This window comes from Sulfurimonas sp. HSL-1716 (genome assembly GCF_039645975.1).
GTDB lineage: Bacteria > Campylobacterota > Campylobacteria > Campylobacterales > Sulfurimonadaceae > Hydrocurvibacter > Hydrocurvibacter sulfurireducens.
The window spans coordinates 1,281,754-1,294,424 of the sequence record NZ_CP147918.1 but is presented as its reverse complement, the minus strand read 5'-3'; the positions used below and the strand labels follow the sequence as shown (position 1 = coordinate 1,294,424).

At 42.1% G+C, this 12,671-nt stretch carries 12 protein-coding genes and 1 tRNA gene; 4 read left to right on the top strand and 9 right to left on the bottom strand.

The window, feature by feature from the left end:
• From rseP to WCY03_RS06625, 4 genes are all read right to left on the bottom strand, one after another.
• Positions 1 to 1,056 (bottom strand): RIP metalloprotease RseP, encoded by a 1,056-nt coding sequence (gene rseP / locus WCY03_RS06640; RefSeq protein ID WP_345991380.1) that lies wholly within the window; start codon positions 1,054 to 1,056, stop codon positions 1 to 3.
• 1 nt (position 1,057) lies between these two features.
• Positions 1,058 to 1,609 (bottom strand): CDP-diacylglycerol--glycerol-3-phosphate 3-phosphatidyltransferase, encoded by a 552-nt coding sequence (gene pgsA, locus WCY03_RS06635; RefSeq protein WP_345991377.1) that lies wholly within the window; start codon positions 1,607 to 1,609, stop codon positions 1,058 to 1,060.
• 127 nt (positions 1,610 to 1,736) lie between these two features.
• Positions 1,737 to 3,194 (bottom strand): methyl-accepting chemotaxis protein, encoded by a 1,458-nt coding sequence (locus tag WCY03_RS06630; protein WP_345991375.1) that lies wholly within the window; start codon positions 3,192 to 3,194, stop codon positions 1,737 to 1,739.
• Entirely contained in the window at positions 3,163 to 3,672 is a 510-nt protein-coding gene (locus WCY03_RS06625; RefSeq protein ID WP_345991373.1) for a PAS domain-containing protein, read from the bottom strand. The genes WCY03_RS06630 and WCY03_RS06625 overlap by 32 nt, the downstream gene beginning before the upstream one ends.
• 232 nt (positions 3,673 to 3,904) lie before the next feature.
• Between WCY03_RS06625 and WCY03_RS06620 the strand changes: the two genes are divergently transcribed.
• Complete coding sequence (locus tag WCY03_RS06620; RefSeq protein ID WP_345991370.1) at positions 3,905 to 4,297, top strand: hypothetical protein; 393 nt, start codon at positions 3,905 to 3,907, stop codon at positions 4,295 to 4,297.
• Between the two features lie 142 nt (positions 4,298 to 4,439).
• A complete protein-coding gene (locus WCY03_RS06615) occupies positions 4,440 to 5,498 on the top strand; it encodes a polysaccharide deacetylase family protein (RefSeq protein WP_345991368.1) in 1,059 nt (352 codons plus the stop codon).
• A 2-nt stretch (positions 5,499 to 5,500) separates the two neighbouring features.
• Here the strand turns inward: WCY03_RS06615 and WCY03_RS06610 are convergent.
• The 5 genes from WCY03_RS06610 to WCY03_RS06590 form a co-directional block, all read right to left on the bottom strand.
• Positions 5,501 to 5,576: transfer RNA gene (locus WCY03_RS06610), tRNA-Ala, on the bottom strand.
• A 172-nt stretch (positions 5,577 to 5,748) separates the two neighbouring features.
• On the bottom strand, positions 5,749 to 6,516 hold the full coding sequence (locus WCY03_RS06605) for an enoyl-ACP reductase (RefSeq protein WP_345991366.1): 768 nt from the start codon (positions 6,514 to 6,516) through the stop codon (positions 5,749 to 5,751).
• Between the two features lie 2 nt (positions 6,517 to 6,518).
• Positions 6,519 to 7,412, bottom strand: a complete 894-nt coding sequence (gene dapA, locus WCY03_RS06600; RefSeq protein ID WP_345991363.1) for a 4-hydroxy-tetrahydrodipicolinate synthase — start codon at positions 7,410 to 7,412, stop codon at positions 6,519 to 6,521.
• Between the two features lies 1 nt (position 7,413).
• Positions 7,414 to 8,682, bottom strand: a complete 1,269-nt coding sequence (locus WCY03_RS06595) for a pitrilysin family protein (protein ID WP_345994067.1) — start codon at positions 8,680 to 8,682, stop codon at positions 7,414 to 7,416.
• A gap of 107 nt (positions 8,683 to 8,789) precedes the next feature.
• Positions 8,790 to 9,848, bottom strand: a complete 1,059-nt coding sequence (locus WCY03_RS06590; protein WP_345991361.1) for a quinone-dependent dihydroorotate dehydrogenase — start codon at positions 9,846 to 9,848, stop codon at positions 8,790 to 8,792.
• A 143-nt stretch (positions 9,849 to 9,991) separates the two neighbouring features.
• Between WCY03_RS06590 and WCY03_RS06585 the strand changes: the two genes are divergently transcribed.
• Together WCY03_RS06585 and WCY03_RS06580 are read left to right on the top strand one after the other, a co-directional pair.
• Positions 9,992 to 10,777: an MBL fold metallo-hydrolase gene (locus tag WCY03_RS06585; protein ID WP_345991359.1), complete on the top strand. Its 786-nt coding sequence runs from the start codon at positions 9,992 to 9,994 to the stop codon at positions 10,775 to 10,777.
• 10 nt (positions 10,778 to 10,787) lie between these two features.
• Positions 10,788 to 12,662 carry an EAL domain-containing protein gene (locus WCY03_RS06580; RefSeq protein WP_345991358.1) on the top strand — a complete coding sequence of 625 codons (1,875 nt, stop codon included), beginning with the start codon at positions 10,788 to 10,790 and terminating at the stop codon, positions 12,660 to 12,662.
• Positions 12,663 to 12,671: the final 9 nt, after the last annotated feature.

Sequence of the window (12,671 nt, the reverse complement as noted above, 5' to 3'; positions counted from 1 at the left end):
CTATCCTATCAGTCTGTTAATGTCATTATAGAGTCCAAGTCCCATCAGACTGAACAATATCACCCATCCGGCGATCGTGAGTCTGACAAGCATCGCTTCGCTCGGTGCGCGTCTTGTCACCATCTCGTAGAGATTGAACATAATATGTCCGCCGTCAAGTGCGGGGATCGGCAGGATGTTCAACACGCCGAGATTGACCGAGATAAGCGCGGCAAAGAATAAAACCGCCATCCAGCCCTGCGCAGTTGCATCCGAGGTTATTTTCATGATGGAGATCACACCGCCCATCTCTTTTGCAGGTACGTCGCCCATTATCAGTTTTTCTACGCTTTTAAATATCATGGTCGAAGCAAAGGCGGTCTGATCGGCCGCGTATTTTATGACTTCACCGGGTGTGAGGTCAAGCTTGTGCGTGACACCCGCGCTTCCTACTCCTATCATCGGTTTATAGATATCTTCATTGAACATGCTTTTTGTCTTCGTGATCTTCGGAGTCAGACTTATATGCAAAATCTTGTCGGCTCTTTTTACCTTAAGATCAAGAGATTCTCCCTTATTGTGAGAGATGATGTCCGACATCTCTTCCCAGGTGGTTATGCTTTTGCCGTCTATCGCCGTGATCGTATCGTTTGATTCAAGTCCGGCAATAAAAGCGGGAGAATTCGGAGATATCTTTCCGATGACGGGCGAGAGTATCGCAGGTGAGCCAAGACCGATAAAGATATAAAGAAAAAATGCCAATACAAAGTTTGCTGCGGGACCTGCAAAGAGGATCAAAATCCTTTGAAGAGGCGTTTTTGAGTTATAACTGTCCTTGTCATAGCTTTTTACGGTCGGATCGCTGTCGTCTTGTCCTTTCATCTTCACGTAGCCGCCAAGAGGGATCATCGCTATCCTCCATTCGGTATTAAACATCCTAAAAGAGGCTATTTTTTTCCCGAACCCGATACTGAATATCTCTATATATACGCCAAAAAATCTAGCCATCGCATAGTGACCGAGCTCATGAAAGAAGATAAGCGCCGATAAGACTAATAATGAAACCAACCAACTCATTTTATATACTATCCTTTAATATTGCTCTTCTAAAACTCCAGACATACTCGGCTCCCGAATAGACGGTCATGGCAACGGCGATCCATAAAAGCAGGGTACCGTATGGCCAATGCATCAGCAAAAAACCTATCGCAAACATCTGCGAAACGGTCTTTACTTTCCCCGCAAACGAAGCTTTTACGCTTATCTGTTCCCCTACGGCGACCGTTCTGAGCGCTGTAATGAAAAGTTCACGGATGATGATGATATATATTGCCCACACAGAAGCAACGCCCGTCATCATAAGACCCAAAAAAGCCGCCAGTGTCAGCATCTTGTCGGCAAGAGGGTCCAATATAGCGCCCAAAAGCGTCGATTGGTTCCATTCTCTTGCTATATATCCGTCAAAAAAATCTGTGACCGAAGCAAGCACGAAAAGCAAAGATGCCGTATAATAGTTCCAAGTTATGTCATAACCGTTTTGTATAAAGGCTTGCTGATTTAGTATTATCCAAAACATGACAGGAGCGATAAGTATTCGTAAAGAGGCTAAAAGATTCGGTAGATTTAACAAAAAAATCCTTATTTTTTATTTGAAATTTTAGCTTGTTATTACTTATTGGGACTTAATGTAAAGAGATATGATAACAAAGTTTCAAAATATTTAATCTATATTTTGAAGAACTTTGTTTGTGTCAGTGTCAGACTTTTAGATCAGGATTGGCTTCTTTGACCATATCGTCGAGATATAAGAAGAGTTCTTTGCTGTTGTTTTCCATAGCGAACATCTCGGTAATAAGGTTATCGAAGTTCTTAGGAGAGAGACAATCACCTTTAATGGCGCATTGAACGGCTTTAATGACATGACTGTGCACGCTCGCGTGCGGAGCTTCCATTTTTTTATAAGCCGGTGTATGGGAGAACATCTTCTTGCCGTTGCCTTCATAATACCATTTGCCCATTCTACATTCGTGATGGTTGGAAAAGGCAGCCGCTTTTTGTGCATCTTCATTGAAAATAGCTGTGTAAGCATTATGTTTAAATACGATATGATCCACTTTCACCAGTGTTGCAAAAAGCGAACTGTTTATGAGCTGGGACATGGTTGCGGTTTCAGATACGGTATGAGAGAAATCGTTTATGACCTCTTCGAAATTGCTGACGCTCTCTTGAGAATCGGAAGCAAGCCTGTTCATATCTTCAGAACCCGAGAGAATATCGTTTGCTTCCTGCTGGAGCGTTTGAAGCGTCATCGATATCTCCTGAGTCGCTTTTTGCGTACGTTCGGCAAGTTTTCTCACTTCATCCGCAACAACGGCGAATCCGCGTCCGTGCTCGCCTGCACGGGCTGCTTCTATGGCTGCATTTAGTGCGAGAAGATTTGTCTGATCTGCAATATCTTTGATCAGGCTGGCAATAGCGCTGATCTCGTTCGTTCTTTCGTTTAGCGAGGTTATCGCCGTGTTCGAATGACCGATAAGCTGCAGCAGATGTTCAATGTTTTCGACAATGTTTGCGACGCTTTCTTGAGAGTTTTGAACCTTTTGAGCACTTTGGGTAGCAGAATCATTGATGATCTGCGTATAGCCGGTATTTTTGATGATAGCGTCTTGGATGACGACCAGACCGCTTGAGATGCCGCCGCTCTCTTTTTCAAATTTATTTGAGAGTTCTACTCTCATTTTGCTTTTGAATGTAGCTACGACGGAAGCGATGGCGGCGTTTATATCCGGGCATATCGATGCATAATCACCTTTGTATCCTTCTTTAAACACTATTCTTTTCGGATTGCCTGTATTTGCTTCGGAGATACCCGAACGGATATCGCGCATGATCTGTTCTGTTTGATCCAGCATATCGTTGATCCCCCATGCCACTCCCTGCAGCACGTGTTTGTCATCTATGTTCGTTACGCGGTCGGAGATATTGCCGCTTCCCGCTTTTATGAGGACATCGCGGATCTGACGGACAAGGTCGTCTTGAAATATTTTATCGCATACCGATTGTTCGGGAATGAACAACCCTATCGGAATCATAATTAGTAAAATCACCGCAGCAATGTATGAGGCAAAGATAGCCGCCACGACCGCTCCGATCAGTGAAAGTAAAATAAAAAATAAAGTTTGTTTATTGTTGAAGGCTGAGGATAAACCCGTCATAGTCGACTCCTTTTTCGTCTAATATTTTATCAAGCAGATTTTTTGAAGCTTCCATTCCTCCCGATTTTTCGGCGGAGAGAAGTTCTTTATAAAGATCAGGAATCACTGCCATCGCTTTTGCACTCGGTTTGCGTCTTACCGAATGGAAATCCCTGATATTGCCGCTTCCGTCAAGTGTAGCCGTCACATTTGCAAAAACCCAGTAATAACCCCCGTCTTTACATAGGTTTTTAACATAAGCAAATATCTCTTTTTTACTTTGAACACGTTCCCACAGCAGTTTAAAAACTATTTTCGGCATATCCGGATGTCTTATGATCGAGTGGGGTTGTCCCATTAGTTCTGATTCGGCATAACCTGATATTTTGATAAAAATTTTGTTTCCATATATGATTTTTCCTTTCGTATCTGTCTTCGAAACTATAAAATCTTCATTCTTTAATGTATGTTCCGTTTGAGTCGGATTCGGTCTATGCATAGTTACTCCTTGTTGCATAGTTATCTTAACTCTATTACTATTCACGAATTATTATGTGATAAAACGAATTGGGTGTTTTTTGTTAAATGTTACTTTTTGTAATCTCAAATTGTTAAAACCGCTATTATTACGCTAAAAAGATAAGTTTTTCTTAATTTATGTTCAAGAAAACGTTTTATTTTTAATATAATGTTTGAGAACACAGTTAATATAAAAACATAAGGATGAGTGAATGAAAAAGGTATTGATCGGTTTAAGTTTGTTGGCTGCGCTTGGATTACATGCAGATGATAATATTCAAGGAAGTATGAAAAATATGAGAGACGGACTGTTGCAGGTCCAAGACGGTTTTTTATATAACAATAAAGATTCGATACTAAAGGGTATCGATAAAATAAAAAAAGCCAACAGCGCTTTTCATGATGCAAAATCTTCCGCGTCTTTTTTACCGCAGGATAAAAAAAGATTTTCAAAGGTCGCTTATATAAACGTAAAAAATCTGAACTTTTATCTTGATACGATGAAAGAGTATGTAAAAGCGGGCAGTATCGTCAATGCTTCTGACGCTTATTCGGGAGTTGTTCACAGCTGTACACACTGTCATGCCATAACAAGAGGCTGGTAGTAAATATTTGATCTCCGATTTTTTCGGAGGTCCTCTTCTTGAATCTGCATATAAAAATATATAATAAATACTCTTTTATAAAATATCTTCGCTTTTAATATGATACTATTGTAGTCATAATTTTATAGGGAAGGGTTTATATATGAAAATCGTTGTATTTTTTTTGTTTTTTATATACCTGTTTGAGAGCCTTTTGTCTGCCGAAAATATCAAAAATAAAGCCGATGATACGAACTATGCTATTGTTTTTACCTATCACAGGTTCGGAGAGACAAGATATCCCTCGACCAATATCCGCCTTGAACAGTTCAAGTATCAGCTAAACTATTTAAAAGACAACCATTACAATGTCTGGCCTTTATCCAAGATCGTCAACTATATGAGAGAAAACAGGCCCATCCCTCCAAAAACGGTTGCGATCTGTATGGATGATGCCTACAAAAGCGTTTATACAAAGGCTTATCCGCTTTTAAAACAAAAAGATTTTCCCTTTACCGTTTTTGTCAATACGATGCCCGTTATCCATAAATCAAAACGCTACATGAGCTGGGACGAGATGCGGGAGATGGGTAAGCATGGCGCTTCGTTTGCAAATCATACGTACTCACATGATTATCTTACGCAAAAAAAGTCCGAGAACAAAGAGCAGTGGAAAAAAAGAGCGACTGCCGAGATCGAAAAAGCTGAAGAAAAACTGCGTAAAGAGCTTGGAGATGCTTTGTGCGAAACACCGAAAATGCTTGCATATCCGTTTGGCGAGTATAGTGTGCAGACAGAAGCACTTATAAAAGAGCTCGAGTATGCGGGTATATCGCAGCTTTCAGGACCTTTTGGGCAAGATACGGACTTAACCCGTGTGCCCCGTTTTCCAATGTCGGAAACTTATGCAACGCCAAAAGGCTTTTTATTAAAACTCAATACGGTTCCTTTGCCGATCGTTTATGAAGAGCCGGTAGATACCATGCTAAACGGAAAGAACCCTCCAAAACTCCGCATTAAGCTTAAAGAACCGATAAAAAACCTGCAGTGCTATAAATCCGACGGAGATAAGATCAAGATGCAGTGGATCGACGACAAAGAGGTCGTCATACAATCAAAAACGCGTCTGAAACTTCCGAGAGATCATTATACCTGTACGGCAAAAGCAGATGATAATAAGTGGTATTGGTATAGTCATTTGTGGGTATTTAGACAAAGATAAAGTGGTGGAGATAAGGGGGCTCGAACCCCTGACCTCGACGCTGCCAGCGTCGCGCTCTCCCAGCTGAGCTATATCCCCGGTAAAGAGTGGAAATTATACCGTAAATCTTTCAGATATGCAGTAGATTTTTAGGTTATTTTTCAAATTTTTTACATATAAAGAAAGCTCGACAAATCTGTCTTTAAAGGAACAGACTTTTGTGCCTTATCGTCAATGCGGGCAAGGAGTTTTGCTCTTTACCCGTTTTCATTTATTGAAACGTAGTTCCGCCGTCTATGACCACGGTTTGACCCGTCATCCAAGATGCGGCGTCCGAACACAGAAACAGACATGCACCCGTAAGGTCTTCGGCTTCGCCCATACGGCTGAGAGGAGAACGCGATACGACCTCGCTTTTAACCTCTTCGTAGTTTGGAAACGCTTTGAGGGCATCGGTATCTATAGGACCGCCGCTTACGGCATTAACGCGGATCCCTTTTTCACCGAGCTCGGCAGCCGCATAGCGCACCATCGCTTCGACTGCCGCTTTATTCGTTCCATGTCCTGCATAGTTCGGCGTATAGACAAGATTGCCTGTCGAGCTCATGCTTATGATGCTTCCGCCTCCCGTTTTTTCCATTCTTTTTGCGGCTTCCTGTGCACCTACTACAAAAGCATCGACAGTTGCTATATAGATGTTATTGAGACCTTTTGGCTTTAATCTCATAAACGGGCCAAATCCGCCTACGACCGCACGTCCCGAGATGATAGCATTGGAAATGAAAAAATCCAGTCTTTCAAAATCTTGATCGAAGAGCTCATAAACCTCTTTGTATGTTTCGGGTTCTAAGATATTGAGCTTGTACGCTTTTGCTTTTATGCCGAATTTCGATTCTACATCGGCGATTATCTCATCGGCTGCATCCGTACTCGAAGCATAAGTAAACGCAACGTCACAGCCGTTTTTTGCAAAGGCATAGACGATAGCTTTTCCGATACCGCGGGTTCCGCCGCTGACAAATAGAGTTTTTCCCTTCATAATTACAATCCTTTTATCGTGTAATTTTTCATAACGGTTTCAAGTTTTTTCATGTTTTCTGTACTCGGTGCCACAAGAGGCAGTCTGTACTCTAACGTTTCGATAAGTCCGGCTATATACATAGCCGCTTTTATCATGATCGGATTGGATTCGACGAACAGGATCTTGTTTATCGGATAGAGCAGGTCGTTTATGGCTTTTGAACCTGCATGATCTCCGCTAAGCGCACGTTTTACAAGTTCGCTTTTTAGATCCGGCAGCAGGTTGCTCGTGACAGAAGTCACTCCCGTGCCTCCGTTTGCCAAAATAGGGTAGTCGATCGCATCGTCGCCGCTGAAGACTTTGAGGTCGGGTCTTCTTGAAAGAAGTTCTATCGTTCTTTCGATGCTTCCCGTCGCTTCTTTGATGCCGTAGATGTTATTTACATCATCAAAAAGTCTTATGACCGTATCTGCTTGTATGTCCACTCCCGTACGTCCCGGAACATTATAAAGCATGAAAGGAAGTTCGGGTACCGATTCGGCTATGGCTTTATAGTGCTGGTACAATCCCTCCTGAGAAGGTTTATTGTAGTAGGGACTTACGGAAAATATTGCATCCACTCCGCAGTTTTGTGCTGTTTTCGCCGTCTGTATCGCTTCTGCGGTGGAGTTGCTTCCCGCACCTGCAAGGACTTTGGTATTTGTGCCTTTACATATCTCTACTGCGATCTCCATACATCTTTTGTCTTCATCGTGGGTCAACGTAGCACTCTCTCCTGTAGTTCCGACCGGACAAACTGCGTCGATTCCGTGGTCTATTTGGCGTTTGATAAGAGCGGCAAATGACTGTTCGTCGAGTTTTCCGTTTTTAAACGGAGTGATAAGTGCCGTCGTAGCACCGGTTACAAGTTTCATACTATTTCTCTCCTTGAGGTTTTTTTCTAAGAATGACGGTCGTCGATTTTGAAAAATCAAAATATTTTTGTGCGGTTTTTTGCACATCGTCGACAGTGAGTTTGTTTATCGCTTCTTCATACTCTTCAAGCGGTTTTATATCTCCGCGCGCCAGATAGCTCCCAAAAAGGTTCGCTACCGACGTCGAACTCTCCAGTGAGTAGATAAATTCGGATTTTGTATTTATCTTCACTTTGTCGAGTTCGGCTTGAGAAACCTTCTGCGTCTTCATAAGCTCTATCTGCTCTTTTATCTCTTTTTCGACATCTTCTGCTTTTACGCCGGGATTGCATGAAGCCATGAAAAGAAATATTCCCGGATCTTTTTGCTCCATGTTGTAAGCGTAGATCTGATTGACGAGATGTTTTTTATCTACGAGTTCGGAATAAAGCCTGGAGCTTTTTCCGCTGCTGAGCATTTCGCTGATCGCCGAAAGCTTTATCTGATCGGGATCCTGGAAGTTGGGGATATGAAACGCGATGGCAATCATCTCCACTTCGCTCTCTTTATAGATAGTCACTCTTTTTGGACCGTCTTGTTCAGGTTCTACGAACTTGACTTCGGGAATGGCGGTAGAGTTTTTGATCTGTTCGAACTCTTTTTTTGCGGCGGCAAAGACGTTGTTTGGATCGACGTCTCCTGTCACAATGAGTATAGCATTTTTGGGCTGATAGTAGGTTTTGTGAAAATCCTGGATATCTTTGAGTGTCCAAGTCTGAATATCATTCATAAAACCTATCGGAGTCCAGTGATACGGATGATAGACAAAAGCGTTGTTAAACAGTCTGAAATACAGATATCCGATAGGATTGTTATCCGTTCTCCAGCGTCTCTCTTCGGCTACGACATTGCGCTCGGGTTGAAACTCGTCGTCTTTGAGGTTCAGGTTTTTCATAAGCTCGGCAAAAAGAGAGAGCGATTTATCGAGGTTCTGCGTGCTTGATTTGATGTAATAATGCGTAAAATCAAATCCTGTCGATGCATTGTTGACGCCGCCTATGCTTTTTACCTCTTTGTCAAACTCGCCCGCAGCAAGATGTTTAGTTGATTTGAAGTTCATATGTTCAAGCATATGCGCGATGCCTGTTTTACCCATGACTTCATTTCTGCTGCCGACTTTATAAAAGATATCGGTAGAGATGACGTTTGAATCGTTGTGCATCGGGATCACGACTATCTGTAAACCGTTTTCCAGCGTTTTTGTCTCATACTCGGGAAGTGATGAATTCATATGTTGTTTATTCACTTTGCTCTCTTTTATTGGTGGTTTGATATCTTTTAGGTTATATGCTATACCCATGGCTATCGCCAGTACTGCAATAATTGCAAATATGGTTTTCATCGTCTGTCGGCACCGATGGCTTGAGTTATGTTCGTATACTTGTCGGCTTGAATCAGATTGATAAGCTCAAGATTTATATCTCTGATCATATCCGGGCCGCCAAAGATCAGTCCGCTGTAGATCTGAACCAAAGAAGCTCCCGCTTTTATGCGCCTGTACGCTTCTTGCGCCGAGTTTATTCCGCCTACGGATATAAGCGTTGTTTTATTGAACAGCTCTTTTGCGACGGCTTCAAATATCTCAAAACTTTTTTCTTTCAAGACGGCGCCGCTGAGTCCACCTATCTCTTTTGGATGTTTAACCAAAGAGTAGTCGATCGTCGTATTTGTCGCAATGATACCGTCTGCTCCTTTTTCGACTGCAAGACTTGTCAGATCGACCGCCTGCGCTTCGCTCATATCGGGAGCGATCTTTAGCAAAATAGGTTTGGACGTAAGTTCTTTAGATTCGGCAAAAAGCGACGAGATAAACTCTTCGTTTTGCAGGTCTCTAAGACCGGGCGTATTTGGAGAAGAGATGTTTATAACGATGTAGTCTCCAAGGGTGTGAAGCGCTTTGATCAGTGTTGTATAGTCGCTGATGGCATCGCGTTCGGATGTCGTTTTGTTCTTTCCGATGTTGATACCGATAGGGGTTGAGAACGGATATCTCTGCTGTAGTCTTTTTTGCGCTTTTAAGAGACCGTCGTTGTTAAAGCCCATGGCGTTCTGGATCGATTCCTCTTCTATATGGCGGAACATCCTCGGTTTTGGATTTCCCGGCTGCGGTTTTGGCGTTAGTGTTCCTATCTCCGTAAACCCAAATCCAAGCGCCTGAATACCGCGTATCATCGTCGCATTTTTGTCAAATCCGGCGCCAAGTCCCACGGGATTCAAGAAGTCTACGCCAAAAAGCTTTTGCTGCAGTATGGGACTGGTTATAAAATGATCGTTTAAAAATCCGTTAAAAAGGTTTGGACAGATATTGGGCATTCTTAAAAAACACTCCGCCAGATGGTGTGCATTTTCCGGTTGAAGCTTAAAAAGCCATGGTTTTAGGGTTTCGTAATTCAACATATTATAAGCGATCCAATATTAAAAATTTTGTTATTTTACTGAAATATAGGTAAATATTTGATAAAACATTTTACCGTTGTTTAAGCGTAAGATCGACTAAAATTGGTTATTATCACAAAAGATATAAAAATAGGTTTTAAAATATGAGTTACGGTTTAATAGATAGTAACAAAAACAAAAACATTGAATGTGACGGAAATATTTTACTTTTTGATTCTCCTGACCATAAGATATACTGGATGGGTATAGAAGAAGAGACCGCATTTCGATGCAATGTTTACCTAATACAAGACGGCGATGAGTATCTTTTGGTAGACCCAGGAAGCAGAATATATCACGAAGAGCTTAGAAGAAGGGTTGCAGATATCATCGAACCTGAAAAAGTAACGGGATTGATCTTGTCTCATCAGGATCCCGACGTAGCGGCTTCCATGGTGGACTGGCTGGGAGTAAACCCCCGGATGCTCATTTATACTTCGACCCGTACGAACGTTCTGCTTCCCTATCATGGCAAAAAAGAATACGACTTTTACAATATTTCCCTGCAAAACGAGTACCGCTTTAAAAGCGGAAGAACCTTAAAATTCATAGAATCTCCTTTTTTGCACTTTCCCGGTGCGTTTACAACATTGGATATCACTTCGCATATGCTGTTTTCCGGAGATATCTGGGCGGCGCTCGACACCGACTGGAACCTGGTCGTCAATGATTTTGAAGCGCATAAATCCAATATGGATCTTTTTCACATAGACTATATGGCATCCAATATCGCTTCAAGAGGATATGCAAAAAAAATCGAGAATGAACACATAGAAGCGATCCTTCCCCAACACGGTTCCATTATAAGTAATAAAAATATATCGGATGCGATGGAATATTTAAAAAACTTAAAATGCGGTTTAGATATAATTTACAGCGAATTGCACTAAGGGCGAATCTATGGCAGAAGATTTGAAAAAGAAAATAAAGATATTAGAGAGACGGCTGAAATTATCACAAGAAGCTTTAAGCCAGTTTGACGCTATCAAAAAGAAGTATGAGACCGCAAGAGAAAATCTGCAAAAATTAAACGCTTCGCTCGAAGAGAGAGTCGAAGAGCGTACAAAAAAGATAAAAGAGCAGCATGAATATCTGCGGGCGGTCATAGACGGTGTCGATTACCCCATAATGATGATAAAAAGAGATTTCTCCGTTGAGATAATGAACAGCGTTTTGGAAAAAAGTATAGACCAGTCCATGGTGGCAGACAAAGAGAATCCCAAGTGCTACGAGATATCGCATCGGCGTTCGACGCCCTGCGACGGAAAGGAACATCCCTGTCCGTTAAAAGAGGTCATAAAGACGAACAAGTTTACGACCGTAGTGCACCAGCATTGCGGCCTTTCGGGCAATAAATATTATGTAGAGCTGGCTGCTTCGCCGCTTTTTGACAGCGAAAAAAAATGTATAGGGATCATCGAATCGGCCAGAGATATCACGGAGTATCTGGAAGTCCAGGATGAACTGCGTGAGCAAAAAAGTATCTTGCAGCATCAGGCGCACCATGATTTTCTCACCGGACTGCCAAACAGAGTCCTTTTCAACGATAGGCTCAACCAGTTGATCGAAAAAGGAAAACGCAACAAAGAGAGCTTTGCATTGTTTTTTATCGATCTTGACAGATTTAAAAAGATAAACGACTCCTTAGGACACAGGATAGGTGATGAAGTATTAAAAACGATCTCTTTGAGGATAAAATCCGCTATCCGGGCGGAAGATACCTTATGCCGTTTGGGAGGTGACGAATTCACCATATTGATGAGCGGGATAAAAAAACCGCAGGACGCCTCGCTTTTATCTCAAAAAATACTCAACGTCCTCTCAAAACCCCTCTATGTCGACGAATATACTTTTTATATTTCGGGAAGTATCGGAATCAGTCTTTTTCCTCAGGATAGCGATGATCCTCATGATCTTTTAAAATTCGCCGATGCCGCCATGTACAAGGCAAAAGATGAAGGAAGAAGCACTTTTCAGTTTTATTCTGCGAAGATGACGGATATGGCGCTTGAGCATGTCGCTCTTGATACGAGTCTGCGTCAGGCGCTTGAGAATAACGAATTTGTTATATATTATCAGCCTCAGATGAATGCAAAAACGGATAAAATTGTCGGCATAGAAGCCTTGGTGCGGTGGCAGCATCCGAAAAACGGTCTCATTTTTCCGGACATTTTCTTGCCTATCGCCGAAGAGACGGGACTCATCGTAGAGATAGACAGATGGGTCATGAAGACCGCTATGAAACAGATGGTTCAATGGCATGATGACGGATTAGCTCCTGGCATATTGGCATTGAACCTGTCGATGAAACAGATCGAACAGAAAGATTTTATCGATTTTCTTAAAATGACCCTTGAGCAGACAAAATGCAAGGCGCAATGGATAGAGCTTGAAATAACGGAGAGTCAGATTATGCAAAACCCCGAAGAGTCCATAAGGGTTCTGCAGCAGATCAGCGATATGGGAATCGAACTTGCCGTCGATGATTTTGGAACGGGACACTCTTCTTTGTCGTATCTCAAACGTCTGCCTATAGATAAGCTGAAGATTGATAAATCGTTTATAAAGGACCTGCCTCATAATGAAGAGGATGTCAGTATTACAAGAGCTATAATCGGACTTGCAAAAGGTCTCAACCTCAAACTCATCGCCGAAGGTGTGGAAGATAACGAACAAAAAGAGTTCCTGATAAAAGAGGACTGTGACAGCATTCAAGGTTATTTGTATTCAAAGCCTGTTTCTGCCGAAGATATCAAGAGATCTTTTTTACAATGAAAAAGCCTG